The 25,486-nt window shown below is 65.9% G+C and carries 20 protein-coding genes; 15 read left to right on the forward strand and 5 right to left on the reverse strand.

The genetic code is table 11. The features are described 5' to 3' along the window. Positions 1-44: 44 nt before the first annotated feature. Positions 45-1,114, forward strand: a protein-coding gene (locus ACQY4S_RS06880; protein ID WP_428484442.1) for an IS630 family transposase whose coding sequence is annotated in 2 segments (ribosomal slippage) — positions 45-531 and positions 531-1,114 — 1,071 coding nt in all. Because the reading frame shifts where the segments join, the coding sequence is not laid out codon by codon here. 202 nt (positions 1,115-1,316) lie between these two features. On the opposite strand, the gene ACQY4S_RS06885 is transcribed toward ACQY4S_RS06880, so the two are convergent. Continuing rightward, positions 1,317-2,141: an LLM class F420-dependent oxidoreductase gene (locus ACQY4S_RS06885; RefSeq protein WP_428484443.1), complete on the reverse strand. Its 825-nt coding sequence runs from the start codon at positions 2,139-2,141 to the stop codon at positions 1,317-1,319. A gap of 83 nt (positions 2,142-2,224) precedes the next feature. On the opposite strand from ACQY4S_RS06885, the gene ACQY4S_RS06890 reads away from it, so the two are divergent. Further along, complete coding sequence (locus tag ACQY4S_RS06890) at positions 2,225-3,424, forward strand: bifunctional GNAT family N-acetyltransferase/(deoxy)nucleoside triphosphate pyrophosphohydrolase (protein WP_428484444.1); 1,200 nt, start codon at positions 2,225-2,227, stop codon at positions 3,422-3,424. 11 nt (positions 3,425-3,435) lie between these two features. Continuing rightward, positions 3,436-4,200: a competence/damage-inducible protein A gene (locus tag ACQY4S_RS06895; RefSeq protein ID WP_428484445.1), complete on the forward strand. Its 765-nt coding sequence runs from the start codon at positions 3,436-3,438 to the stop codon at positions 4,198-4,200. 28 nt (positions 4,201-4,228) lie between these two features. Here the strand turns inward: ACQY4S_RS06895 and ACQY4S_RS06900 are convergent, their stop codons facing one another. After that, positions 4,229-5,281, reverse strand: coding sequence for a hydroxyacid dehydrogenase (locus ACQY4S_RS06900; RefSeq protein WP_428484446.1), 1,053 nt, complete (start codon positions 5,279-5,281; stop codon positions 4,229-4,231). Between the two features lie 83 nt (positions 5,282-5,364). Here ACQY4S_RS06900 and ACQY4S_RS06905 point away from each other — a divergent pair, with 83 nt between their 5' ends. From ACQY4S_RS06905 to ACQY4S_RS06915, 3 genes are read left to right on the forward strand one after another with little or no spacing between them, the layout of a single operon-like run. Beyond that, the gene (locus ACQY4S_RS06905) at positions 5,365-6,114 is read left to right on the forward strand and encodes an SDR family NAD(P)-dependent oxidoreductase (RefSeq protein ID WP_428484447.1); all 750 of its coding nucleotides are present in this window, start codon (positions 5,365-5,367) and stop codon (positions 6,112-6,114) included. A 38-nt stretch (positions 6,115-6,152) separates the two neighbouring features. Then, positions 6,153-7,388, forward strand: coding sequence for an aromatic ring-hydroxylating oxygenase subunit alpha (locus ACQY4S_RS06910; RefSeq protein WP_428484448.1), 1,236 nt, complete (start codon positions 6,153-6,155; stop codon positions 7,386-7,388). A gap of 1 nt (position 7,389) precedes the next feature. Beyond that, positions 7,390-7,869, forward strand: a complete 480-nt coding sequence (locus tag ACQY4S_RS06915) for an aromatic-ring-hydroxylating dioxygenase subunit beta (RefSeq protein ID WP_428484449.1) — start codon at positions 7,390-7,392, stop codon at positions 7,867-7,869. Positions 7,870-7,922: 53 nt separating this feature from the next. On the opposite strand, the gene ACQY4S_RS06920 is transcribed toward ACQY4S_RS06915, so the two are convergent. Continuing rightward, positions 7,923-8,459: a hypothetical protein gene (locus tag ACQY4S_RS06920; RefSeq protein ID WP_428484450.1), complete on the reverse strand. Its 537-nt coding sequence runs from the start codon at positions 8,457-8,459 to the stop codon at positions 7,923-7,925. A gap of 490 nt (positions 8,460-8,949) precedes the next feature. On the opposite strand from ACQY4S_RS06920, the gene ACQY4S_RS06925 reads away from it, so the two are divergent. From ACQY4S_RS06925 to ACQY4S_RS06945, 5 genes are all read left to right on the forward strand, one after another. Next, positions 8,950-9,159 carry a DUF2283 domain-containing protein gene (locus ACQY4S_RS06925; RefSeq protein WP_428484451.1) on the forward strand — a complete coding sequence of 70 codons (210 nt, stop codon included), beginning with the start codon at positions 8,950-8,952 and terminating at the stop codon, positions 9,157-9,159. A gap of 620 nt (positions 9,160-9,779) precedes the next feature. Next, positions 9,780-10,787 carry an aldo/keto reductase gene (locus ACQY4S_RS06930; protein ID WP_428484452.1) on the forward strand — a complete coding sequence of 336 codons (1,008 nt, stop codon included), beginning with the start codon at positions 9,780-9,782 and terminating at the stop codon, positions 10,785-10,787. Between the two features lie 3 nt (positions 10,788-10,790). After that, the gene (locus tag ACQY4S_RS06935; RefSeq protein WP_428484453.1) at positions 10,791-11,696 is read left to right on the forward strand and encodes a hypothetical protein; all 906 of its coding nucleotides are present in this window, start codon (positions 10,791-10,793) and stop codon (positions 11,694-11,696) included. 57 nt (positions 11,697-11,753) lie between these two features. Further along, positions 11,754-13,691 carry an AI-2E family transporter gene (locus ACQY4S_RS06940; RefSeq protein WP_428484454.1) on the forward strand — a complete coding sequence of 646 codons (1,938 nt, stop codon included), beginning with the start codon at positions 11,754-11,756 and terminating at the stop codon, positions 13,689-13,691. Positions 13,692-13,901: 210 nt separating this feature from the next. Beyond that, positions 13,902-14,747: an endonuclease/exonuclease/phosphatase family protein gene (locus tag ACQY4S_RS06945; protein ID WP_428484455.1), complete on the forward strand. Its 846-nt coding sequence runs from the start codon at positions 13,902-13,904 to the stop codon at positions 14,745-14,747. Between the two features lie 101 nt (positions 14,748-14,848). Here the strand turns inward: ACQY4S_RS06945 and ACQY4S_RS06950 are convergent, their stop codons facing one another. Both ACQY4S_RS06950 and ACQY4S_RS06955 read right to left on the reverse strand, forming a co-directional pair. Then, positions 14,849-16,570 (reverse strand): N-acyl-D-amino-acid deacylase family protein, encoded by a 1,722-nt coding sequence (locus tag ACQY4S_RS06950; protein ID WP_428484456.1) that lies wholly within the window; start codon positions 16,568-16,570, stop codon positions 14,849-14,851. Between the two features lie 104 nt (positions 16,571-16,674). Further along, a complete protein-coding gene (locus tag ACQY4S_RS06955; RefSeq protein ID WP_428484457.1) occupies positions 16,675-17,307 on the reverse strand; it encodes a TetR/AcrR family transcriptional regulator in 633 nt (210 codons plus the stop codon). Positions 17,308-17,607: 300 nt separating this feature from the next. Here ACQY4S_RS06955 and ACQY4S_RS06960 point away from each other — a divergent pair, with 300 nt between their 5' ends. The 4 genes from ACQY4S_RS06960 (at position 17,608) to ACQY4S_RS06975 (ending at position 25,426) form a co-directional block, all read left to right on the forward strand. After that, positions 17,608-18,834: an efflux RND transporter periplasmic adaptor subunit gene (locus ACQY4S_RS06960; RefSeq protein ID WP_428484458.1), complete on the forward strand. Its 1,227-nt coding sequence runs from the start codon at positions 17,608-17,610 to the stop codon at positions 18,832-18,834. A gap of 8 nt (positions 18,835-18,842) precedes the next feature. After that, positions 18,843-21,995 carry an efflux RND transporter permease subunit gene (locus ACQY4S_RS06965; protein ID WP_428484459.1) on the forward strand — a complete coding sequence of 1,051 codons (3,153 nt, stop codon included), beginning with the start codon at positions 18,843-18,845 and terminating at the stop codon, positions 21,993-21,995. A gap of 5 nt (positions 21,996-22,000) precedes the next feature. Continuing rightward, positions 22,001-23,674, forward strand: a complete 1,674-nt coding sequence (locus ACQY4S_RS06970) for an efflux transporter outer membrane subunit (RefSeq protein WP_428484460.1) — start codon at positions 22,001-22,003, stop codon at positions 23,672-23,674. Positions 23,675-23,923: 249 nt separating this feature from the next. Then, a complete protein-coding gene (locus ACQY4S_RS06975; protein WP_428484461.1) occupies positions 23,924-25,426 on the forward strand; it encodes an MDR family MFS transporter in 1,503 nt (500 codons plus the stop codon). Positions 25,427-25,486 lie beyond the last annotated feature (60 nt).

Here is a 25,486-nt window from a genome sequence, read left to right on the forward strand (position 1 = left end):
GCGTCGTGGTGGTTTGGTCCAGCTTGATGACGGGTGGAACAGCCATGACGATACAGATCACGCGACGGGAGCACGATGCCGGCGCACTGCGCTGGCAGGCTGGCCGCACAACCGAGGCGCCGGTGGCGCGGCGACTTCTGGCGCTGGCGCTGGTGCTGGAAGGTCATAACCGGACGGATGCCGCGAACACCTGCGGGATGGACCGGCAGACGCTGCGCGACTGGGTAATCCGCTATAACGAGCACGGCATTGCGGGTCTATCAGACCGTCCGCATGGCGGCGGGGCGGCGGCGAAACTGTCTGTCGAGGAGACGGCGCAACTGGCGATCTGGGTTGGCAAAAAGCCGACTGTTGCTGAAGATGGCGTCGTGCGTTGGCGGTTGTGCGACCTGCGGGAGCGGATCCTGGCGCGCTTCTTTGTCCTGATGGATGAGCGCAGCGTCGGGCGGATTCTGTCGGCATTGGGGTTCAGCCACATCTCGGTTCGGCCGCGTCATCCCAAGGCGGATGCCGAAGCGCAGCAGGCGCATAAAAAAACTTTGCCGAACTGGTCGCGGCTGCCATTCCGCCGGCCGCGCACGGCAAGCCGATCGAGCTTTGGTGGCAGGACGAAGCCCGCGTTGGTCAACAAGGCAGCCTGACCCGCATCTGGGCGGAACGCGGCAGCCGCCCCACAGCACCGCGGGATCAGCGTTACCACTGGGCCTACCTGTTCGGCGCGGTCTGCCCGGCGCGGGGCGTCGGGGCTGGGCTCGTGCTGCCGCACGCCAACGTCCACGCGATAAACCTGCACCTGCAGGAAATCAGCACCCAGGTCGCCGAAGGTGCGTTCGCCGTGCTGACGCTGGACGGCGCCGGATGGCACCAGACGGGCGACCGCTTGAAGGTGCCCGAGAATATCGGGCTGTTGCACCTGCCGCCCTACTCGCCGGAGTTGAACCCCGCCGAGAACGTCTGGGAATTCCTGCGACAGAACGACCTCAGCAACCGCGTCTACGCAACCTCTGAAGCGATCATCGACGCATGCTGCGTGGCTTGGAACAAACTCATCGCCGCACCAGAGCGTATCCGATCAATCGCCACACGGGACTGGGCAAAAACGGTCACCTCATGAGTCGTTTGGTATAACACCAACGCGCGTAAGTCTTGACCCCTGTCCAGGTCTGCGTGGCGAAGAACGCGAGGTTTCAGGCCCCACCTGGGAATCTACCGGGAGTCAACACTTCCGGGCAGCGGTATGACATCCTGCTTCCGCACACGGCCTGCGTCACGACCTCATGGCCGCGCGCGTCGCCACTGTTGCGTCGCCGCCGGCCTTACAACCCCTGTCCACAGCGGCGGAAGGCCTCGGCAGTCGCCAGATAGCTGTCGATATCCCGGTCTTCCGGCGCGGCCATGACATGCTGCACGCCCGCATCCTGATAGACGGCCAGCGCGTCGCGCATCAACGCGACGTTGTGCTGGTTGCAGGTCACCCGCAGCGAGATGACGAAGTCCGGCCCCGGACGCTCCGCCCGCAGGCGCTTCACCAACGCCGCCGCCTGCTCCGGCGGTGTCCGGGTGCCGTGCCAGCCGTCCAGCCGCAGCGCGCGCTGGATAGCGGCATCGGAGCCGCCGCCGATCCAGATCGGAATCGGCTGAACAGGTTGCGGCTGCGCCCGCATGTCCCTGATCGTCGCCGGAATCCATTGCGCCTCGAAGTTGACCGGGTCCTGCGTCCAGACCGCGCGCATCATGGCGATACCCTCGTCCATCCGCCGGCCGCGTTGCTTGAACGGCACGCCAAGCGCATCGAACTCGGCCTCCAGCCAGCCGACGCCGGCGCCCAGGATCAGCCGGCCGTTCGACAGGTTCTGCAGCGTCGCGAGTTCCTTCGCCAGCGGCAGCGGATGGCGCAGCGGCAACACCAGGACCGAGGTGCCCAGGCGGACCCGGGTCGTCACCGCGGCCGCCCAGGTCAGGGTCAGCACCGGGTCCCAGAAATTCGCCGACGGCGGGTAGCCGGCATCCTTCGGGACGATGATGTGCTCGCTCACCCAGACATCGTCAAAGCCGAGTTCCTCCGCCTGGATGGCGGCGCGGCGGATGCTGTCCGGCCCGGCCTTGCGGCCGATGTGCGGCAGATGGATACCAAGCTGCATGATGGGTTCCTCCGGCGGTTTCTGGCTGATGTGATCAAGCTGACGCGTCGGCCTCGCGTCGTCCACCCGCGCGCCTTCGGCTCTTGCGTGAGCCGAGCGGTCTGCGCCACCTTGGGCAACGGTTAGCTGATAAGGTCAATCCAATTCCCGCCACCACGCAAGCCAAGCCAAAACGCAAGCCACGCCGGTCGGCCAAGACCCCGGCCTCGGCGATAGCGCAGGCTGCATCACAAGCTTCCGCGCCGCCTGATCCCGCGCCGCATGATCCCGCGCCGCCTGAGGCGTTCACGCCGCTGACGACCGAGCGCCTGACCCTGCGCCCGCTTCATGCCAACGACGCCGAAGCGCTGCACCGGCTGATCAACGACTGGGAGGTGACGCGCACCCTGGCTGAGTTGCCCTATCCCTATCCGCGCGAACTGGCCGATGACTGGATCGCCTCGACGATCCGGCGGCTGGCCGAAGGTTCCGCCTATCACCTGGCGATCACCGGGCACGATGGCGAGCGGGAGACCCTGGTCGGCGTCGTCGGCCTGACCCTGGACCAGCCGAACCGCGCCGGCCGGCTGGGCTACTGGGTGGGACGCGCCTACTGGAAGCATGGCGTCGCCACCGAGGCGGCGACCCGGCTGACCCGCTGGGCCTTTGCCAACCTGACGTTGGACCGGATCGTGGCGGAGGTGGCGGAGGCCAACGACGCGTCTTGCATCGTGCTCCGCCGCATCGGCTTCAGCCAGACAGGCACCGCGACGCGGCGGTCGAAGATCTCGGACCAGGATCACCAGGTGCTGGTGTTCCAGGCGACGCGCAACGACATCTTTGGCTGGACGGAGGTGCCCAAGGACGCCGGATCGGCGGCCGACCCAGGCGCCGACCCAGGGGCCAAGCCACTGCTGCTGGTCGCCGCCTGCGCGTTGGTGGACCTCGATGGACGGGTGCTTCTGGCGCGTCGGCCAGAGGGCAAGAAGATGGCCGGCCTTTGGGAATTTCCCGGCGGCAAGCTCAATCCCGGCGAAACGCCCGAGGCGGGGCTGATCCGCGAACTGAAGGAAGAGATCGGCATCGACGTGACGGCTGCCTGTCTGGCACCCTTCGCCTTCGCGTCGCACACCTATGAAGGGTTCCATCTGCTGATGCCGCTGTTCGTCTGCCGCCGCTGGAAGGGCATCCCGAGGCCGCGGGAAAACCAGACCCTGGCCTGGGTGCGGGCGGCGAAGCTGACCGAGTACGAAATGCCGCCGGCCGACAAGCCGCTGATACCCCTGTTGCGCGATTTTCTGTAGGGAAGCCGTCCATGGCCGCGAACAATCCCACCGCCTGCCTGCTGGTGATCGGCAACGAGGTGCTGTCCGGCCGCACCCGCGACGCCAATATCCAGTTCCTCGCAACGGGTCTCGGGAACCTGGGGATCCCGCTGCGGGAGGTTCGGGTGATCCCGGATGTGCCCGAGACCATCATCGGCACGGTGAACGAGGTCCGCGCGAAGTTTGACTACGTCTTTACCACCGGCGGCATTGGCCCGACGCATGACGACATCACCAGCGAATGCATTGCCGCCGCCTTCGGCGTGCCGTGGGAGCATCATCCGGTCGCCTGGCCGCGGATGCAGGCCAGTTACAAGCCCGGCGAGTTCAACAGCGCCCGCCAGCGGATGGCAACGATGCCGCGGGGTGCCGAACTGATCGAGAACTCTATCTCGGTGGCACCTGGGTTCCAGATGCAGAACGTCTACGTCATGGCCGGCGTGCCGCGCGTCATGCAGTCGATGTTCGAATGGCTGGCGCCCCGGTTGCAGGGCGGAGCAAGGATCGAGTCTCGCGCGGTGCATGTGGTGGGCCTGCCGGAGGGCGTTATCGCCGATGGGCTGGGTGCCGTGCAGCAGCGCTACCCGGACCTCGACCTGGGCAGCTACCCGTTCTACCGGGCCGGTGGGAACGGCGTTGCGCTGGTCGCCAAGGGACCCGACGCGGCCGCAGCAGAGGCGGCGATCGCGGAGGTGACGGCGTTGATCATCGGCTTCGGCAAGGTGCCGGTTCCGGGGGAACCACCGGGGGTTTGAGGGCGATGAACCTGAAGCGATATTTGCCCTATTCCTCCGGCCGAAAGCCAAGAATCCGTGCAAATCTCTGGCGGTAGAGCGGCCAGGCCTCCGGGTTCAGTAGCCTCGGCGGCGGCTTGCCGTCCAGAATGTCCAGCATCTGTTCCGCGGCGATGCGGGCGATGTTGTGGCGCGACTGGCGGGTAACCCCGGCGCTATGCGGGCTGACCACGACATTGTCGAACCTCAGCAGCGGATGATCCGACGGCGGCGGCTCGTCTTCCCAGACATCCAGGCCAGCGCCGGCGATTTGCCTGGCGGCCAGGGCCGCGGCCAGCGCCGCCTCGTCATGAATGCCGCCTCGGGCGGTCGTGATGAAATACCCATGCGGCTGCATCTTGGAAAACTGCGCCGCGCCCATCATGCCGCGGCTCTCGGCGGTATGCGGGCAGTTGACGGAGACATAGTCGGCGTGGGCGAGCAGTTCGTCGAGCGTGACTTTTTCGGCGCCTTTCGCAGCGATCTGGTCGACGGTCAGATAGGGATCGAACGCCAGCACCCGCATCTGGAACAGACCCCTGCAAAGCTCGGCCACGCGGCTGCCGACATGGCCAAGGCCAATGATCCCGATAGCGCGGCCTTGCACGTCGTCGCCCATGAAGTCCCGACGCTGGTAAGCGGCGCCGCTCCGCATGACGTGGTCGGACATGACGATGCGCTTGGACAATGTCAGCATCATCGCCATGACATGTTCGGCGACCCCCTCCTTGTTGCCGCCGGCCTGGTTGACCACGATGACACCGGCCGCGGTGGCATCGGCCAGGCTGACGGTGTCGAACCCGGCGCCGTTGGTGGACAGCACCAGCAGATTCGGGCAACGTTTCAGCAGCGGCGCATGGCCTTGCAACTTCATTGCCAACTCTTGGCGGGAGGAGCCGATCTGATAGGCATGCGCCTGCGCCAGAACCGGTTCGGCGGCCGCGTCGGGTGTGTCGTTCTCCAGCCGGTCCACCTGGATGTCTGGGCGTCTGCCCAGGATGTCGAGGTAGACCGGGGCGGCGACATTGTTCACGTAGAACACCCGCTTGGTATTCGGCGCCATTGTTGGCCTTTCGCTTGACAGTTAGTGTACCGGCAATGTGCCCACTGTCGCACCGGCGGGCAAACCTGAACGGGAGAACGTGCATGAGCGTCGCCGGAAAAGTCGTGCTGATTACCGGTGCCGCGCGCGGTCTGGGTCTCGCCTATGCGGCCAGCCTGGGCCAGGCCGGCGCGCATGTCGTGGCCGGCGATATCGCGGATTGTTCGGCCGCGGTGGCGGCGGCCGGAAATGATGCGATCAGCGTGACGTTGGACGTGGCGGACGTGGCCTCCTGCGAGGCGATGGCCGCGCTGGCGATGCGGCGGTTTGGCCGGATCGATGCGCTGGTGAACAACGCCGCGCTGTATGGCTCATTGCGCGGCGGGCGGTTCAACCAGATCCCGGAGACCGACTGGGACGCAGCCATGGCGGTGAACGTCAAGGGCATCTGGAACGGCTGCAAGGCCGTGGTGCCGGGGATGCGGCAGTCGGGTGGCGGGTCGATTGTCAACATCGCCTCCCTGGCGGCGACCTATGGGATGCCGTTCGCGCTGCACTACACGACTTCAAAGGCGGCGGTGATCGGCTTGACCAGGGGACTGGCGCGGGAGCTGGGGCGCGACTTCATCCGCGTGAACGCGGTGGCGCCGAGTGCCGTGATGACCGAGGGGACGACGGAGTTCCTCGGCGACAAGCTGGATCGGGGGCTGGAAGTCATCCGCGCCAACCAGTCGATCCAGCGTACGCTGGAGCCGGCCGATTTGGTCGGCACGATCGCCTGGCTGGTCGGCGATGGCAGCAAGTTCGTCACCGGGCAGACCATCGCGGTGGATGGCGGGACGGTGATGCTATAAGTGCAGGACTACAAGAAACTCGGCCTGGGGAGATTTCCATGGACCAGCCTGTTCGCGATTCGCCAACTGCTGCCTGGCCGCCCGGCCTGACCCGCGTGCCCTACTGGGTCTACCGCGATCCGGACATTGCGCGCGACGAACAGACACGGCTGTTCGAAGGTCCGGTATGGCATTATCTGTGCCTGGAGGTCGAGGTGCCCGAGGCCGGCGACTACCGCACCACGATGATGGGTGCGATGCCCATCGTGGTCGCCCGCGCCGAGGGCGGCGATATCGTTGCTTTCGAGAACCGGTGCGCCCATCGCGGCGCGCTGATCTGTCTGGAGAACGGCGGCAGCGTCAAGGACTTCCAGTGTGTCTACCATGCCTGGCGCTACGACCTGCGCGGCAACCTGACGTCGGTCGCCTTCCGCCGTGGCGTCAACGGCCGCGGCGGCATGCCGGACGATTTCGACATGCAAGCGCACGGGCCGCGCAAGCTGCGCACAGCGGTTTTGTGCGGCCTGGTGTTCGGCACCCTAGCGCCCAACGCACCGGACCTGGAAGCCTATATCGGACCGGACGTCCTGGCTCGGTTGCGGCGCGTGCTGCACAAGAAAGTTGAGGTGGTCGGCCGCTTCACGCAGCAACTGCCCTGCAACTGGAAGCTGTACATGGAGAACGTGCGCGACACCTATCATGCCAGTCTGCTGCACACGTTCTTCACCACGTTCCGCATCACGCGACTGAGCCAGGGTGGTGGCGTGATGGTCAGCGACAACGGCGTCGCGCATGCCAGCACCACGCTGGCGGCGGCACAGGGGCCGGATGACAGCTACGCTGGGATGCGGGCCGACAACCAGGGCTTCCAGCTTCAGGACCCGTCCTTCATGCAATCGCAGGCCGAGTTCGGCGACAACATCACCTTGCAGATCCTGTCGATTTTTCCGGGCTTCATCCTGCAGCAGATCCATAACGCACTGGCGGTCCGGCAGATCGTTCCCCGCGGCGTCGACAGCATGGATCTGCACTGGACCTACCTCGGGTTCGCTGATGATACGTCCAAGTTACGTTCTATGCGGTGTAAGCAGGCCAACCTTGCGGGACCGGCCGGCTTCGTCTCGATGGAGGACGGCGCGGTCGGCGGCTTCGTGCAGCGCGGCATCGCCGCCGCGAACCAGGAAGCGTCCGTCGTCGAAATGGGCGGCGCCACCGCCGAGGGGTCCGAAACACGGGCGACGGAGGCCTCGGTGCGCGGCTTCTGGAAGGCGTGGCGCGCGGGGATGGGCCTGTAGAATGATGACAGACCCCAGCCTGCTGTTCGAGATCGCCGCGCTGAACGCCGCCTGCGCGGCGGCGGTCGATGCCGATCGGCTGGAGGCGTGGCCAGAGTTCTTTCTGGACACATGCCTATACAAAGTTACCACAGCGGACAATCACGCGGCAGGCTATCAGGCCGGCCTGATCCATGCCGATTCGCGGGCGATGCTGGTGGACCGCATCGCCGCGCTGCGACAGGCCAACATCTACGAACGGCAGCGCTATCGGCACATTCTGGGCATGCCGCTGATCTCGGTTGGGGCGGACGGCATGCTGTCGGCGGAGACGTCGTTTGTCGTCATTCGCACCATGCGCGACGGCCAGATGAGCGTGTTCGCGGCCGGCGTTTACTTCGATCGGCTGCGGCGGGATGTCAGCGGGGCATGGCGGTACGTCGAACGCATCGTGGTGTGCGACAGCCAGCGGTTCGATACGCTGCTGGCAATCCCGCTATAGGATGCCGCGTGAGGCTGCCGGCGCAACTTTCACCACCCGCGGCAGGAGGCCGTCTAATCGCAGGCAGGCTCCCGCGCGCCGCTGCCGTAGCCGATGCCGGGCCGTCGCGGGCACTGCAAAGCGATGGTAACCGTCAGGCCCGGCGGCATTGGCGTGGCCGCTCCCAACGGCATCGGGCGCTGCGGCGGGTTGGGCAGAAGCATCTGGCCGAGCCCATAGGTCTGGAAGAAATCGGTCAGGTTCTTGATCCGTGCAGCCCGCTGATCGTCCGGCAGCGTGGAGGTGTCCGTCACCGCGACACGCATCAGGGTCGGGTCTAGCAGGCCCTCGACCATGCTGGCACGCAGACTGCCTTCGTGGGGATCGGATACGGCAGGGCCGCCTGGCGCCGACGAGGCATCGAGAAACGTGATCCGCGTCCCGTCCGGCCGTGGCTGCACCGCGGCTCGGCCGGCCGCGATGTCGTCCGCCAGACGCGCCTGCATCCGCCGGTTGAGAAGCCGAGCAGTATGCTGCTGGTCAGATCCGCAGGCCGCGAGCAGGAGCAGCGGGGTGAGGAAGACGATAAGACGCCGCGCGTGGTGAGGCATGATCCGAACGGTCTCCCGCGGTTGACGATGGCTGATAGTGTTGATCTAGGCGACTAGAATTGCAAGTGCAACGGACCGTATGATGGCAGACCGTATTCATACCCTGATGGCGTCTGCTCTCCCGCTTGCTGCCGTCATCACGCCGCCGGCGGTGACCAGATCAAGTCTCATGTGGGATTTCTGGCAAGACCTGCGAAAGGAATACGACAACACAAAGTAGCCGCGTGGAAGCATGAAGCGCCGAGGCGACGAACACCTGGACTGCTATGCCCAAGCTTTCGATCCACACTGAAAAGCGGAGAGCAAAAAAACGTTTGGTCGTTGCTGGATTGAGGCAACTGTGCTGACACCGGACTGGATGACACCGGACTCTGACCACCTCGATAAACGCGATCGCTCAATTTGGCAGTCGCGTGTTACGGGTTATGCATTGGGCTGACGGACCCGATATTCTGGTTGTGGCAGCCTTCTTCGACAGGAGCGCAAAGCGATGATGCGGACCAGCTACGACCCGGAAGTGAACGCGTTTGAGGCACGCTTCGTCTCGGACAACGTGGAAATTGCCCAGACAACGGAGGTAGCGCCCGATGTCATGCTTGATCTCGATGCCGACGGCCAACTGGTTCATCTTGAAGTACTTAGCGTTGCTGTCCGGGGCGCCGGATCATATGGCACGCGCGTGCCAGACGCGGCAGGATAGTCGGAACCGCTTTCGGCATTGCGCCTGTTCCGCTTCCGCAAGAAGGCGTACGCGATCGACATCACGGCATGTAAGCCGACTTCAAGGAATAACTTGGCTGTTTATGCGCCGTTGCGTTGCTCATGTGCCAGGCTCATACCCATACGGCTCGGCTTCCGCATCTTGATTGTTTGAAGCCCACCGGCACGCCAATATCCCCTCGCTTCACATCTGCCAGGGCCGCGGGGCAAGCTGCCAGGCTGGTGCGGCGGATATGAAAGCAAGCGGACACGGAGTTGCACGAAGTGCGCACGGAGTTTCACGGAGAAGATGAGGTGCCATTCTTGGGTGCAGTCCACGAAATCATCGCGCTGTGCGCGTGGACACGTCGCTCGTCGCATCGGGCGTGACCCATGGACATCTTCCCTCCGTGCAACTCCGTGGGCACTTCGTGCACCTCCGTGTCCGCTTGATTGCCTTCCGCCATTGCCGCCACCTCGGCGGCTATCATCAAGTTCGATGGACTAAAGCCAAGGACCATGTGCGATCACCCGCTGCCGGATCTTCAAACAAACTTTGACCACGCCCATCCCTTAACAGCAGGATCAAATCTGCCGATTAGAAATAGGAGGTTCCAAGCCATGCCCGAATGGGAAAAGCGTCAGATCGGCCGCACCAAGCTGCATGTCACCACTCTGGGCCTCGGCACCGCCACGATGGGCGGCAGCCGCATCCCGGTGACCCGGGCAGAAGGCGAGGCCATGGTCACCGCCGCCTGGGACGCAAGCGTGCGTTATTTCGATACAGCACCTTTTTACGGCGTCGGCGCCGCCGAACACCGGGTTGGCGATGCGCTGCGCGAGCAGGACCGGGATGCCTGGGTGCTGTCCACCAAGGCCGGCCGGTTGCTGCGGCCAAGGACCAGCACCGCGCCCTCCGCCGACGGCCGCCTGTCGCCGATGCCGTTCGAGGTGGTTTACGATTACTCCCATGACGGCATCATGCGATCGGTCGAGGACAGCTACCAGCGCCTGGGTTTGGCGCGGATCGACATCCTGTATGTGCATGACATCGGCGCCTACCAGCATGGCGATGAACTCAACCGCCACCACCTGAAGATCCTGCGCGACAGCGGCTACAAGGCGCTGGACGAACTGCGTCGCACCGGCGTTGTCGGCGCCATCGGCATCGGCGTTAACGAATCCCAGGTACTGATCGACGCGTTGGGCTTCGGCGACTGGGACGCCTTCCTGCTGGCCGGCCGCTATACGCTGCTGGAGCAGGCGCCGCTGGACGAGCTGATCCCGCTGTGCCAGTCACGCGGCACCTCGATCGTGGTCGGCGGCCCGTTGAACTCCGGCATCCTGGCGGGGCGCGACACCTGGAACTATGCCGCCGCGCCGCCGGAGGTGGTGGCGCGCGTGAACAAGATCGCCGCGGTGTGCGCGGCGCACAAGGTGCCGCTGCCGGCCGCGGCGTTGCAGTTCCCGCTCGCCCATCCGGTGGTCGCCGCGGTCATACCGGGGCCTCGGACGGCGGCGGAGTTCAACCAGAACCTGCCGCTGTTCACAATGAAGATCCCCGCCGGCCTGCGGTCGGACCTGCGCAACGAAAACCTGTTGCACCCGAACGCGCCGGTGCCGGGATAGCGGATGCCGATCCACGAGGAAGATCCCTGGCGGCTGCAGTACTTCGAGAACATCCCCTGCCCGGACAACGTGATCATTCCGACCGACGATCCGGACGCGTGGCGGCTTTATCCGGCGCACCGCTGGATCTACGACAAGCTGGCGGTGGCGCTGTCGCAGGGGCTGGAGGCGGCGCCGCACGGTGTCATGCCGCCGCGGTTTCCGGTGTTTTCCAAGCCGATCACCAACCTGCGCGGCATGGGGGTCGGCAGCCGGACGATCGCCTCGGCCGCGGACTACAAGGCCGCCCAGACCGCCGGGCATTTCTGGTGCACCCTGCTGACCGGCGCGCATGTCAGCAGCGACGTCGCCTTGATCGGTGGCCAGCCGCGCTGGTGGCGCCACACCACCGGCGTGGCCGGACCGGGTGGCACGTTCGACTACTGGCATATCCATACCAAGCCGATGCCGGACATCGAGAGCTGGTGCGGCGCCTGGGCGGCCAAGCACCTGGCCGGCTATACTGGCATGGTGAACCTGGAGACCATTGGCGGCCGCATCATCGAGGCGCATCTGCGCTTCGCCGACCAGTGGCCCGATCTGTATGGGCCAGGCTGGGTGCAGGCGGTCGTGCGGCTTTATGCCACCGGTGATTGGCATTACGCGGACATCGATCGCCGCGACGGTTACAGTGTCGTGCTGTTCGGCCCGCATGGCGCGCGCTACCGCCATCCGCCGGCCGATGTCGTCGACCGCATCCGTGCCCTTGACGGCGTTTCCAGCGTGCAGATCACGTTCCATGAGGAAAAGGCGCCGGCGCATCACGCGATGCCGCCGGGCGGCTTCCGCCTGGCGGTGATCAACGCCACATCGCTGTCCGCGGGCCAGGCCGCCAGAACGATCCTGGGCGGAATCCTGTTGCCAATGTGATCCAAACGAAATACCAGCTATGGCGTTGACCGTTTGTTCATGCATGAGGCGGAGCCGATGTCCGACAAGGTAACGATCACCGACCGGCGGCCCGCCACGGTGCCGGCGGCGGAAACACCGGGCCTGAGCGGACTGCTGACCTTGGCGGTGTGTGTGGTCGTCGTGGCCGGGCTGTATCTTGGCCGCACCGTCCTGATCCCGATCACCCTGGCCGTGTTGCTGTCGTTCCTGCTGGCACCGGTGGTGCACCTGCTGCGGCGCATCCACCTGGGGCGTGTGCCCTCTGTCCTGATCGCCGTGGTGCTCGCCCTGGGCATCATCATCGCGGTGGGCGGCCTGATCGGCACGCAACTCGCGGGACTGGTGCAGGACGTGCCGCGCTACGCGACGACGATCCAGTCGAAAGTCGACACGGTCCAGAGTTTTGCGCTGACCCGGATGAACCTCGTCATGCGTCGCCTGGGACAGCCGCTTGGACAGACCGACGTGCCTCGGCCGCCGCAAGGCGGCACACCGGCGGGGGGCGCCGGTCAGAAGCCCATGCAGGTGGAGGTGCGTCAGCCGGACGCGACGCCGATCGAGATCGCCGAGCGGGTGATCGGGCCGGTCGTCGCGCCGCTGTCGACAACTGCCATCGTGCTGATCGTCGCGATCTTCGTGCTGCTGCAGCGGGAAGACCTGCGCGACCGGCTGATCCGGCTGTTCGGCTCATCCGACCTGCACCGCACCACGGTTGCCATGAACGACGCGGCGCGGCGGCTGTCACGCTATTTCCTGACCCAGCTCGGCATCAACGCGGCGTTCGGCGTGATCATCGGCACCGGCTTGCTGCTGATCGGCGTGCCGTCGCCGTTGCTGTGGGGCGTGCTCGGCATGCTGCTGCGTTTTGTCCCTTATATTGGGGCGCCGCTGGCGGCGATCCTTCCGCTGGCGCTGGCCGCGGCGGTCGACCCTGGCTGGTCGATGGTGCTTTGGACCGCCGGGCTTTTCCTGATGACCGAGGCGATCATGGGTCAGGTCGTGGAACCCATGCTTTATGGTCACAGCACCGGCCTGTCGCCGTTTTCCGTGGTGGTGTCTGCCACCTTCTGGACCTGGCTGTGGGGTCCGATCGGCCTGATCCTATCGACCCCGCTGACCCTGTGCCTAGTGGTGCTGGGACGTCACGTGGAACGGCTGGAGTTCCTGGAGGTCATCCTGGGCGACCGTCCTGCCCTGACGCCGGTGGAGAGCTTCTATCAGCGCATGTTGGCCGGCGATCCGGATGAGGCGCGCGATCAGGCGGAGGTCTTGCTGCGCGACCGTCCATTGTCGTCGTATTACGACGAGGTGGCGCTGAAGGGCTTGCAGCTCGCCGCCAATGACTCCGCGCGCGGCGTGCTGACCGAGGCCCAGCTCGACCGGATCAAGCATTCCATCCAGAGCCTGATCGACGATCTGGATGAGCATGACGATGACGAGCCGAGAGGCAAGGATGCGGCCGAGGCCGCGGCGACATCGCCGTCCCGCGGCGAGCAGGACATCCCAAAACATCCGGCGCCGGGAAAGTTGTCCGAGGATGCGCTGCCGGATTCCTGGCAGGGCCGGGCGCCGGTCTTGTGCATAGCCGGGCGTGGACCATTGGACGAGATGGCAGCCAGCCTGCTGGCGCAGTTGCTGCACAAGAACGGCCTGAAGGCCAGGGTTCTGCCGCACGAAGCCGTTTCCCGGACAAGGATCGCCACCTTGGATGGCGACGGCGTGGCGATGGTGTGCCTATGTTATCTCGAGCTGGCGGGGACACCTTCGCACCTGCGATACCTGCTGCGCCGGCTTCGACAGCGGCTTCCGACGGTTCGGCTGCTTGTCGGGCTATGGCCGGAGGAGCAGGCGATCCTGGCGGATGACCGGCTCCGGACGGCGGTGGGGGCCGATATCTACACCAGTTCGCTGCGCGAGGCCGTGGAGGCGTGCCTTGAGGCAGCTCGGGCGGAGGCGTCGGCGGTGGCGGCTTGATGGCTGGAGAAGCGACTTTATGTCTTGCCGGCCGGTGGCATGACTGCCGACACGACTGGCGGACTGATTGAACGCCACGGTGTTCTGATGCTCTGAACGGTCAGGGACGGACGTTTACTTTCCAAAGTTGGCCTGCTTACAAAACGCTATCGTTCGGACAGCGGTCGTGTCACATTCGAAAATGAAACGTCAGCGGCTGCGAATTCGATCATGATGAAACAACTGCTGGTCATGCTGGTCATGTTCCTGCCCCTCCAGGCAGGGGCCTCGGAACTGAAGATCGCCACCTGGAACCTGGATTGGCTGACCACCCGCGCGGCGGGCGATCCGGAGCTGCCGGCGGACGTGACACCGCGCACGGATGCGGATTTCGCGCGCCTGGCCGCGTATGCCCAGGAACTCAAGGCTGACCTGGTGGCGATCGAGGAGGTCGATGGCAGCGGCGCGGCGGCAAAGGTGTTTCCGCGTGCGCTTTATTCCATCCACATGACCAGGGATCACGTTGTCCAGAGGGTCGGCATCGTGGTGCGGCGCGGATTGCGTTACGATGTCAATCCCGATGTCACCGCGCTGGCGGAGAAGCATCTGCGCAGCGGCGCCGACATCACGTTGCATCTGGCCTCGGGCGATCTGCGGGTGCTGGCGGTGCATTTGAAGAAGGGCTGCCGCGATGTGCCGCTGGCACGGGCGAGAAGCCGAGCGTGCAGGGAGCTGAAGGAGCAGGTGGCGCCGTTGGAAGCGTGGATCGAGGCACGGAAGGACGCCGGCGAGGCGTTCATCGTGTTGGGTGATTTCAACCGCTGGATGGACGGGCGCGACACGTTCGTGGCCGCATTGCGGGAGGCGGCGCCGCTGGTGCGAGCGACCGAGGGGCACAGTTCGCCATGCTGGGGCAGCGAGTCGTTCATCGACCACATCCTGGCCGGGGGTGCCGCCGCTGACTGGATGCAGCCGGCGACGCTGAAGGTATTGGTGTATCGGGAGACCGAGCGGGCGTGGAAGGACAGGCTGTCGGATCACTGCCCGGTTTCGGTCGAGTTGTCAGTGCCGAACTAGGCTTGGGAAGAGGCTTCAGGAGTCACGCGAGACCGTTTTGCCGGCAGCAAGCGTGGGTTTTCCGTGAACACCACAATTTTCACCTTTGCATCGGCAGCTCCTTACCCCCCACCCGCCCGCACCAGCTTCCCCGGCCGCGCCCCCGTCTCCTCCCCCCGCTCAAAGATCGGCATCCCGGCAACGATCGTCGCGGTATAGCCATCCACCCGCTGCACCAGGCGCTTGCCGCCGGCCGGCAGGTCGTGCCGCAGTTCCGGGTGGTGCAGCCGCAGCGTGCCCATGTCCACCACGTTGACATCGGCCTTCTTGCCGACTGCCAGACGGCCGCGGTCGTGAAAGCCGAAGAAGTCAGCGGTTTCGCTGGTCAGGCGCTTGACGATGAACTCCAGCGGGAAGCGGGGGCCGCGATGACGGTCGCGCACCCAGTGGGTCAGCATGTACGACGGCAGACTGCTGTCGCAGATCAGGCCGCAATGCGCGCCGCCGTCGCCCAGGCCCAGGATGGTGTCCGGATCGGCGATCATGTCGTGCACCACGCCGTGGTCGCCGTGGACGTAGTTGGTGACGGGATAGAACAGCATGCGGTCGCCGTTCTCGCCGGTCAGGTAGTCGTAGCAGAATTCGTCCGGCGTCAGGTTCGTCCTGGCCGCCATCGCGGCGATGCTGCGGCTTTGGTCCGGTTCGTAATCCGGCGGATCGCCCAGTACGTATTGCCGGTCCCAGCGGGTCGCGATCGGGCGTTGCAGCGGCGGCAGGATGGCGAGCAGGTCCTCCGACGCCGCCTGCGACAGGATCTGCGCCCGCACCGCCGGATCGCGCAGCCGGGCCAGCCGGTCGCGCACGGACAGCGCGGTCAGCGCCGCGAAGGCCGGGCGCGCGGCGAACGGGTTCAGCGAGGTGGTCAGTCCCAGGATGATGCCGACCGGCCGCCCCGCCACCTGCGCGGTCACCGCCGCACCGCCGGCACGCGCCTTGCGCACGCCGTTCATCAGCCGGTGGTAGCGGTCCGGATCATAGGACCGGTCGGTCAGCAGGAACCACAGCGGCCGGCCGGTGGACTTGGACAGCGTGCTCATCCATTCGAACTCGGCGGCTTCGTCGTCGAAGTCGCTCAACATGCCGAAGGCGCCGCTGCCGGTGCGGCCGAGTGCCGAACCGATGCCGAACAGCTCCTGGTTTTCGGCGAAGCGGCCGGGCACCAGTTCGCCCCGGGTGGTCTTGTGCTGCTCGGTGCGGGAGGTGGTGAAGCCGAAGGCGCCGGCGCGCAGGGCTTCCTCGGTCAGGCGGGCCATCGCCGCGATGTCGGTGGCGGTGGCGATTTCACGGCGCACCGCGCGGTCGCCCATGACGTAGACGCGCAGCGGGTGGTGCGGCACCTGGGCGGCGACGTCGATGGTGCGCGGGAAGCGGTCCAGCGCGTTCAGGTAGTCGGGAAAGCTCTCCCAGTCCCAGGCGAGGCCCTCGGCCAGGGCGATGCCGGGGATGTCCTCCACCCCCTCCATCAGGTCGATCAGGCAGTCGTGATCGGCCTTGCGGACCGGGGCAAAGCCGACGCCGCAGTTGCCCATCAGGATGGTGGTGGCGCCGTGCCAGGAGGATGGCGCCAGGATCGGGTCCCAAGTGGCCTGGCCGTCGTAGTGGGTGTGGATGTCGACCCAGCCTGGGGTGATCAACTGGCCGTCCGCGTCGATCTCCCGCTTGCCGGGACCAGCCTTGCCGCCGACCTGCGCGATGCGATCGCCATCGATGGCGACGTCGCCGGCGTAGCTTTTGGCGCCCGTGCCGTCGACAATGGTGCCGCCTCGGATGACGATGTCGTGCATGATTTATTGTCCTTCTTGCCGCTACGACGCAGCATTGCGCCGCGGCGGGAAGGTTTCAAGCCGCGCCGGCCGAGACCGCCATCCGGACCCTCAGTCGCGTCGCCTTATACGACCTGTTGACAGAAGGTCGTGACCGCCCGCTCCACCTGGGCCGCGACATCCTCGGCACTTGGCCGGGGCCGGGTTCGCAACAGCAAGCCGAACAGGAAATCGCCGGCCGCGGCGAAGAACAGCGTACCGGCGGCGTTCTCCGGGTCATCGATCCTGAACGTCCCGAGCGCCGCCTCAGCGGCCAGCCAGCGTTCCAGCGCGCCCTTGCCGCGCCCGATGCCCTGCCGTTCCAGCACGATGGCGATATCCTTCGAATACGGGGTCTCGGCGATCAGCAGCCGGGTCATCGAGATCTGCCGCTCGGACAGCGCGAAGTTCACCAGCCGGCACAAGACGTCGTTCAAGACCTCACGGGGTGATCGCCCACCGGTTTCGACCGGCAGGGTGAAGGGCGCCAGCCATGCCGTCAGCAAGGCATCGAACAGCTCTGATTTCGCCGGAAATATTTGATAGACCGTCTTCTTCGACATGCCGGCACACTGCGCGATGTCGTCCATCGTCGTGGCGCGGTAACCTCTCTGCAGGAACATCGTGCCGGCGACGGCGACCAAGTGTGCACGCCGCTCGGCTTCCGACATTTGCCGCGGCCGGCCGGCATGGCTACCGCCGGGGCTCCTGGCTGGCATGTTCGGCGCTCCCAAGGTTCTTGTTTCCACCGTTAAGCCTCCCGCCTGATCAGCTCCCGGTCCGCGGGGCGATGCATTGCCGGAGCAGAAGTAGACCCATTGACAGGAATACCAAAACTGTTCAGTTTCCAGGCAAGGAAACCAAGCAGTTTCGCAATTGGAGGCGCCGGCCGTTCCGATCGTGCGGCACGACGTCGCACATTCCGTATGCGGGCGCTCTTGCATTGCGCATGGGATGTCGTGCAATGCCCGAACAGCAGCCATGGTCATTTTTCCCCGGGGTTCGAGTGAGGTATATCCATGACGATCCGACGAAACCGGGCGTCGCATATCGGCACGGCTGCCGTGACGGTGCTCTGTCTGTGCCTGTCGGGGTGCAAGGACAAGCCGACTCAGGCCGCTGGACCGCCGCCCAAGCCATCCGTCGACGTGGTGACGCTGCATGCTCAGCCGGTGAAGCTGACGACCGAGCTGCCGGGACGTACCTCGGCCTATCGAACGGCGGAAGTCCGGCCGCAGGTCAGCGGGGTCATCCTCAAGCGGCTGTTCATCGAGGGCGATGTGGTGCGGGCCGGCCAGCAGCTCTACCAGATCGACCCGGCGCCGTATGAGGCCAGCCTGGCCAGCGCACAGGCAAGCCTGATGCGGGCGCAGGCCTCGGTGAAGACCGCGCAATCGACCGTCAGCCGCTATCGCCCGCTGGTCGCCGCCTATGCGGTCAGCTCGCAGGACCTGGACAACGCGGTCGGCACGCTGCAGCAGAACCAGGCGGACGTCGCATCGGCCCAGGCGGCAATCAAGAGCGCCGCCATCAACCTGGCCTATACCAAGGTGCTGTCGCCGATCGCCGGGCGCAGCAGCCGCTCCTCGGTGACCGAGGGTGCGCTGGTGACGGCCGACCAGACGACGTCGCTGGTCACGGTCACCGATCTCAACCCGATCTACGTCGACGTCACCCAGCCCAGCACCACCATCCTTCGGCTGAAACGGGAGTTGGCCAGCGGGCAGATCAAGACGACCGGCGACAACAAGGTTCCTGTCACGCTGATGCTGGAAGACGGCTCCCGCTACGATCAGAGCGGCAAGATGCAGTTCAGCGAGGTGACGGTCGACCAGGGAACCGGAGCGGTTACCTTGCGCGCGGTGTTCCCGAACGATTCCGGGCTGCTGCTGCCGGGCATGTTCGTTCGCGAGGAACTGCAGGAAGGCATCCGGCAGAACGGCATCCTGGCACCGCAGCAGGGTGTGACGCATGATCAGAAGGGCGAGCCGACCGCGCTGGTGGTGGCTGCCGACGGCAAGGTGCAGCGCCGGAGCCTGACCACCGACCGCGCGATCGGCGATTTCTGGCTGGTCAGCAAGGGTCTGAACGACGGCGACAGGCTGATCGTCAAGGGGGTGCAGATGGTGCACCCCGGACTGGAGGTGACCGCCAACGAGGTGAAGCTCGACGACAGCGCCGCGCCGTCTTCGCCGACGCCAGCCTCGTCGCCGGCGTCTCAGACTGCCACACCGGCCGCGAAGTAAGGCATCCCATGTCGCGTTTCTTTATCGACCGTCCGGTCTTCGCCTGGGTGCTGGCCATCGTGCTGATGCTGGCCGGCGCCGTCGCCGTCGTCACGCTGCCGATCGCGCAATATCCCAGCATCGCGCCGCCGGCGGTCTCGATCACCGTCACCTACCCCGGCGCCTCCGCCGAGACGGTGCAGAGCACGGTGGTGCAGGTGATCGAGCAGCAGCTCAGCGGTCTGGATCACCTGCTGTACTTCTCGTCGGAAAGCGACAAGGACGGCAGCATCACCATCACGCTGTACTTCGACCAGGGCACCAGCCCCGACATCGCCCAGGTGCAGGTGCAGAACAAGCTGCAGTTGGCGGAACCGCGGCTGCCGCAGGTGGTGCAGCAGCAGGGTATCCAGGTGGCGAAGGCGACGAAGAACTTCCTGGTCGTGGTCGGCTTCGTCTCCACCGATGATTCCATGAGTTCCGCCGACCTGGGCGATTTCATCGCATCCACGGTGCAGGACCCCATCAGCCGCACCAACGGCGTCGGTGACTATCAGCTTTTCGGCTCGCAATATGCCATGCGGATCTGGCTCGACCCGGCGAAGCTGTTCAATTATGGACTGACGCCCGGCGATGTCAGCACGGCGATCCAGGCGCAGAACGTTCAGGTGGCGGCCGGCGAACTCGGCGGCCTGCCGTCGGTGGCAAACCAGCAGCTCAACGCCACCATCATCGGCCCGTCGTACATGCAGAAGCCGGAGCAGTTCGGCAACATCCTGCTGCGGGTGCAGCCGAACGGGGCCAAGGTGCTGCTGCGCGACGTGGCACGGATCGAGCTGGGCGCCGAAACCTACTCGATGACCACGAAGTACAACGGCCATCCGTCCTCGGCCCTGGCGGTGAAGCTCGCCAGCGGCGCCAATGCGCTGGAGACGGTCAAGGCGGTGCGCGCGACGATCGAGCAACTGCGGCCGAACTTCCCGCAGGGTGTCGAGCCGATCTATCCATACGACACCACGCCGTTCGTGGAACTCTCGATCCATGACGTGGCGGTGACCCTGGGCATCGCCATCGTGCTGGTGTTCCTGATCATGTACCTGTTCCTGCAGAACCTGCGGGCGACGCTGATCCCGACCATCGCCGTGCCGGTCGTGCTGCTGGGGACCTGCGCGGTCCTGTCGCTGGCCGGGTTCTCGATCAACAGCCTGACGATGTTCGGCATGGTGCTCGCCATCGGTTTGCTGGTGGACGATGCGATCGTGGTGGTCGAAAACGTCGAGCGGGTCATGGCGGAGGAGCCGGATCTCTCGCCCAAGCAAGCCACCCGCAAGTCGATGGACGAGATTTCCGGCGCGCTGGTCGGCATCGCCCTGGTGCTGACGGCGGTGTTCCTGCCGATGTCGTTCTTCAGCGGCTCGATCGGCGTGATCTACCGGCAGTTCTCCATAACGATCGTTTCCTCCATGGTGCTGTCGGTGCTGGTTGCGTTGATCTTCACGCCGGCGCTGTGCGCGACGATCCTGAAGCGCCCAAAACCGGGGGCGAAGCGCGGCTTCTTCGGCTGGTTCAACCGCAGCTTCGACCGCGGCAACAGCCGGTACGTTGGCGTCGTGAAGCGGGCGATCGGCCACCCGGTCCTGTCGTTCCTGGTGTTCGCCGGCGTGGTCGGCGTACTGGCGGTGGTGTTCCTGCAAATCCCCAGCGGCTTCCTGCCGGACGAGGACCAGGGCGTGATGTTCATCCAGATCACCGGCCCGCCCGGCGCCACCAGCGTGCGCACGCAGCAGGTGCTGGACGACGTCTCCAACTACCTGCGCACGGATGAGGCCAGCAACGTGCAGGGCGTGTTCGAGGTCAACGGCTTCAGCTTCGGCGGGCGCGGCCAGAACGCCGGTCTGGCCTTTGTCAAGCTGACGGACTGGAGCCAGCGTCCTGGGGCGCAGAACAAGGTGGCGGCGATCGCCGCCCGGGCGATGGCGCACTTCAAGCAGATCAAGGACGCGCAGGTGTTCGCCTTCGCGCCGCCGGCGGTGCTGGAACTCGGTAATGCCACCGGCTTCGATTTCGAGCTGATGGACCGCAGCAATGCCAGCCACGACAAGCTGATGGCGGCACGCAACCAGTTGCTGGCCGCGGCGGCCAAGGACCCAAGGCTGATGGCGGTGCGCCCGAACGGCCTGAACGACGAGCCGCAATACACCATCGCCATCGACCGGGAGAAGGCGAACGCGCAGAGCCTGAGCATCGCCGACATCAACACCACCCTGTCAGCCGCCTGGGGTTCGGCCTATGTCAACGACTTCGTTGACCGCGGCCGGGTCAAGCGGGTTTATCTGCAGGGCGAGAGCAATTCCCGCATGCTGCCTGATCAGTTGGACGACTGGTATGTGCGCAACAGCCAGGGCCAGATGGTCAGGTTCTCGTCCTTCGCCACCGGGCACTGGACCTATGGCTCACCCAAGCTGGAGCGTTATGACGGGGTGCCGTCGATCGAGATCCTCGGCTCGCCGGCGCCGGGGCAGAGCACCGGCACCGCCATGCAGGCGATGCAGGAACTCGCTAGCAAGCTGCCGGCCGGCTTCGGCTACGAATGGACCGGGTTATCCTATGAGGAGCAGAAATCCGGCTCGCAGACCGGGCTGCTGTACAGCGGATCGCTGGTCGTCGTGTTCCTGTGTCTGGCCGCGCTGTATGAAAGCTGGTCGATCCCGGCCGCAGTGCTGCTGGTGGTGCCGCTCGGCGTGGTGGGCGCGGTGCTGGCGACTTCGCTGCGCGGGCTGGACAACAACGTGTATTTCCAGGTCGGCCTGCTGACGACGATCGGCCTGTCGTCGAAGAACGCCATCTTGATCGTGGAATTCGCCAAGGCGAATTTCGAGGCGGGTCAAAGCCTGGCCGACGCGGCGGCGACCGCGGCGCGGGAACGTCTGCGGCCGATCCTGATGACCTCGCTGGCGTTCATCCTGGGGGTGGCGCCGCTGGCGATTTCCACCGGCGCCGGCTCCGGCGGCCAGAACGCCATCGGCACCGGCGTGGTCGGCGGCATGCTGAGTGCCACCGTGCTGGCGATCTTCCTGGTGCCGGTGTTCTTCGTCGTCGTGCTGCGCCTGTTCCGCGTGCAGCGGATCAACCAGAGGGAGCGTGCGAGAGTGCCCGAGCGCCAGCCGGTGGCGGGAGACTGAGGCGCATGAAGCAGCGATCCCACGCCGCCCGGCGCGCCTTGACAGTCATGCGCGCACCTATCGCCATGCGCGGCCCGATTGTCATGCGCGCCCCGATCGTCATGCGCGGCCCGATCGTCATGCGCGGCCCGATCGTCATGCGCGCCCTGACACTCGCGGGCGGCTTGACGCTTCTGGGCGGCTGCACGTTGATCCCGAACTATGCCCGCCCGAGGCTGCCGGTCGCCCCCACTTATCCGACGGGTGATGCCTACAAGAATACGAATCAGCCGCCGGAGCGGACGGCGCTGTCCGCCGATGCCATCGGCTGGCGGGATTTCTTTGCTGACCAGCGGCTGCAGTCGCTGATCGACATCGCGCTTCACAACAACCGGAATCTGCGGGTCGCGATGCTGAACGTGGCGGCGGCGCAGGCGCAGTTTCGGGTGCAGCGTTCCGACCTGTTCCCGCATATCAGCAGCAGCGACATCGGCGAATATGGTCAGTTGCCGGCCAGTGCCGGAATTCCGGTCAGTGGCGGGGTTGGGGCGGCCGCCGGTGGGGGAACGGCGCAGGGCGGCGCGGCCAGCCCAGCCACCACCGTGATCCCGACCCCCGCCAGTGAGCATGTCTCCTACCGCTACTATAGTGTCGGCGTTGGATTCGCGTCGTACGAACTGGATCTTTTTGGCCGCCTGCGCAGCCTGACGGCGCAGGCGTTCGAGCAGTATCTCGGCTATTCCGGGACAGCGCGCAACACGCAGATCACCCTGGTGTCGGAGGTTGCCAGCGGCTACCTGACGGTGCTGGCGGATCAGGCGCTGCTGAAGGTCACGCAGGACACGCTGAAGAGCGAGACGGAAAGCTACAATGTGACCGACGCCATGTTCAGGCATGGCACCACGACGCTGCTAAGCCTGCGCCAGGCGGAGACGGCGGTCGATACCGCCCGCGCCAACCTGTCGCTGTACACGCGGCAGGAGGCGCAGGACGAGAACGCGCTGGTGCTGCTGCTGGGCCAGCCGATGCCGGCCGATCTGCCGACCGGCAAGAACCTGGATGAACAGGGCCTGCTGAGCGACCTGCCGCCGGGACTGCCGTCCGACCTGCTGTTCCGCCGGCCGGATGTGGTGGCCGCGGAACACAACCTGCTCGCCGCCAATGCCAATATCGGCGCCGCCCGCGCCGCGTTCTTTCCCAGCATCACGCTGACCGGCAGCGGCGGCGTGGCCGGCAGCCAGTTGAACCGCCTGTTCACCGCCAACGGGCTGACCTGGAGCTTCGAGCCGCAGATCAACATCCCGATCTTCACGGCGGGGCAGAACCTGGGCAACCTGCAACTGGCCAAGGCGCAGAAGAACATCCAAATCGCGCAATATGAAAACACCATCCAGACGGCGTTCCGCGAGGTGGCGGACGCGCTGACGGCGCGCGCCACCTACATCGATCAGGTGCGGGCGCAGCAGCAACTGGTGAATGCCGCGGCCGATAGCGTCCGCTTGTCGACGATGCGGTTCCGCGCCGGGGTGGACAATTTTCTGCCGGTGCTCACGGCGCAGCAGACGCTGTATTCGGCGCAACAGACGCTGCTGAGCCTGAAGCAGGCGCAGCTTGCCAACCTGGTGACGCTGTACAGGGCGCTCGGCGGCGGCTGGAACGAGCATACTGTCGCGCCGTCCGCTCCATCGCGGACGCTTTGACCTGGCCAGACACCTTGACCACGGATTCATCGTCGCAGGCCGGGTGGGTGGACGAATGCACTGCGTTGGGGCCTGGTTGGCAATGATCGCGTTGTTTTTCCCGGTGCGTGCCGACCGTGACATCGTGGCGGGGGCTGGGCAGCCATTCATGCCGCGCTCTTGCGGTCTTGATAAGGGCGTGGACGGCGGGCGTCCGCCGGTCATGACGTGGAGGCGTAAAGGCCGCCTCCCGGGCGCTATCTGATCGCAATGGATCGTACCACGTCCGCGACCGACGCACCCAAGCTGCCGAGGACCGAGGCGGACGGACAGAAGCTCTGGCTTGCCTTCGCCGGATTGATGCTGGCGCTTGTGCTGGCCGCGCTGGACCAGAACATCGTCGCGACCGCGTTGCCGCGCATCGTCAGCGATCTCGGCGGCCTGGCGCACCTGTCCTGGGTGGTGACCGCCTTCATGGTGGCCTCGACGATGACGACGCCGCTGTATGGCAAGCTCAGCGATATCTTCGGACGCAAGCCCGCCTTCTTCGTCTCCATCATGATCTTTCTGATCGGATCGGCGCTGTGCGGCCTGTCCCGCAGCATGACGGCGCTGATCGTGTTCCGCGCCATACAGGGGCTGGGCGCGGGCGGCCTGATCACGCTGTCGCAGACCGTCGTCGGCGATCTGGTGTCGCCGCGGGAGCGTGGGCGGTACCAAGGCCTGTTCGCCGGCGTCTTCGCCGCCTGCAGCGTCGCCGGCCCATTGCTCGGCGGCATGATCACCCAGGCGCTGTCCTGGCACTGGATCTTCTACGTCAACCTGCCGGTCGGCGCGGCCGCCATGGTGCTGATCGGGATCGGCCTGAAACATCGTCCCAATCGCGTCCGGCACCGGGTCGACTACCTTGGCGCGCTGTGGCTCAGCGTCGCGACCTGCTGCGCGCTGCTTGGGCTGAGCTGGGGTGGCAATACCTATCCGTGGTCCTCACTGATGATCCTGGGGCTGGGCGGTACGGCGGTTGTCTCGATTGGATTTCTGACGATGAACGAGCGGCGGGCGGTGGAACCGCTGCTGCCGCCGCGCCTGTTCCGCAGCCGGATCTTTGTTCTCAGCGTGCTGACGATCGGCTTGGCGGCGATGGGCCTGTTCGCGGCCTCGGTGTTCCTGCCGTTGTATTTCCAGTTGGTGCAGGGGGCGAGCCCGACGGCGGCGGGCCTGATGATCTCGCCGATGATGGGCGGCGTCATCGTCGCCTCGGTCGGCGGCGGGCGGCTGGTCTCGCGCACCGGGCGCTACAAGGCGCTGGTGACCTGCGGCCTGCTGGCGGCCACGCTGAGCTTCGCGACGCTGGCCTGGAGCGCCGTGGCCGGCGGCGGCGTGGCGATCAGCGAGGCGATCCTTGCTGTCCTGGGGCTGGGGATCGGGGTCACCTTTCCCAATCTGACCACGGCGATCCAGAACGCGGTGGAGCGGGCGGATCTTGGCGCGGCCACGGCGACCTCCGCTTTCTTCCGCTCCTTGGGTGGCGCCGTCGGCGTTGCCCTGTCCGGCGCGATCCTGACCGCTCGGCTGCAGACGCTGATGCCGGGTGGGATCGGCGGTGCCAGCGTGGGCGGCCGGATGACGGAGGCTGAGCACGCGGCCGTGGTGTTCGCCTATCGGCATGGCCTCGCCACGACTTTCCTCGCGGGGGCGGTCGTGGCGGCTTGCGCCTGCCTGATCGTGGCGCTGTCGCCGGAGCGCCCGCTTGCGGCGACGAAGCGGTCTTGATCCGAGCTTGGCGATGAGCGATTCCCTGCCCCGTACCCGCCGTCCATGACGTGCCTAGGC

The organism is Rhodopila sp., from assembly GCF_965276935.1.
Classification (GTDB): Bacteria; Pseudomonadota; Alphaproteobacteria; order Acetobacterales; family Acetobacteraceae; genus Rhodopila.

Bases quoted from the DNA above. Each gene is read 5' to 3' on its own strand.
- ACQY4S_RS06885 (WP_428484443.1), bottom strand. From the start codon at position 2,141: ATGCAGCTTGGTATCCATCTGCCGCACATCGGCCGCAAGGCCGGGCCG.
- ACQY4S_RS06895 (WP_428484445.1), top strand. From the start codon at position 3,436: ATGGCCGCGAACAATCCCACCGCCTGCCTGCTGGTGATCGGCAACGAG.
- ACQY4S_RS06900 (WP_428484446.1), bottom strand. From the start codon at position 5,281: ATGGCGCCGAATACCAAGCGGGTGTTCTACGTGAACAATGTCGCCGCC.
- ACQY4S_RS06905 (WP_428484447.1), top strand. From the start codon at position 5,365: ATGAGCGTCGCCGGAAAAGTCGTGCTGATTACCGGTGCCGCGCGCGGT.
- ACQY4S_RS06910 (WP_428484448.1), top strand. From the start codon at position 6,153: ATGGACCAGCCTGTTCGCGATTCGCCAACTGCTGCCTGGCCGCCCGGC.
- ACQY4S_RS06915 (WP_428484449.1), top strand. From the start codon at position 7,390: ATGATGACAGACCCCAGCCTGCTGTTCGAGATCGCCGCGCTGAACGCC.
- ACQY4S_RS06920 (WP_428484450.1), bottom strand. From the start codon at position 8,459: ATGCCTCACCACGCGCGGCGTCTTATCGTCTTCCTCACCCCGCTGCTC.
- ACQY4S_RS06925 (WP_428484451.1), top strand. From the start codon at position 8,950: ATGATGCGGACCAGCTACGACCCGGAAGTGAACGCGTTTGAGGCACGC.
- ACQY4S_RS06930 (WP_428484452.1), top strand. From the start codon at position 9,780: ATGCCCGAATGGGAAAAGCGTCAGATCGGCCGCACCAAGCTGCATGTC.
- ACQY4S_RS06935 (WP_428484453.1), top strand. From the start codon at position 10,791: ATGCCGATCCACGAGGAAGATCCCTGGCGGCTGCAGTACTTCGAGAAC.
- ACQY4S_RS06940 (WP_428484454.1), top strand. From the start codon at position 11,754: ATGTCCGACAAGGTAACGATCACCGACCGGCGGCCCGCCACGGTGCCG.
- ACQY4S_RS06945 (WP_428484455.1), top strand. From the start codon at position 13,902: ATGATGAAACAACTGCTGGTCATGCTGGTCATGTTCCTGCCCCTCCAG.
- ACQY4S_RS06950 (WP_428484456.1), bottom strand. From the start codon at position 16,570: ATGCACGACATCGTCATCCGAGGCGGCACCATTGTCGACGGCACGGGC.
- ACQY4S_RS06955 (WP_428484457.1), bottom strand. From the start codon at position 17,307: ATGCCAGCCAGGAGCCCCGGCGGTAGCCATGCCGGCCGGCCGCGGCAA.
- ACQY4S_RS06960 (WP_428484458.1), top strand. From the start codon at position 17,608: ATGACGATCCGACGAAACCGGGCGTCGCATATCGGCACGGCTGCCGTG.
- ACQY4S_RS06965 (WP_428484459.1), top strand. From the start codon at position 18,843: ATGTCGCGTTTCTTTATCGACCGTCCGGTCTTCGCCTGGGTGCTGGCC.
- ACQY4S_RS06970 (WP_428484460.1), top strand. From the start codon at position 22,001: ATGAAGCAGCGATCCCACGCCGCCCGGCGCGCCTTGACAGTCATGCGC.
- ACQY4S_RS06975 (WP_428484461.1), top strand. From the start codon at position 23,924: ATGGATCGTACCACGTCCGCGACCGACGCACCCAAGCTGCCGAGGACC.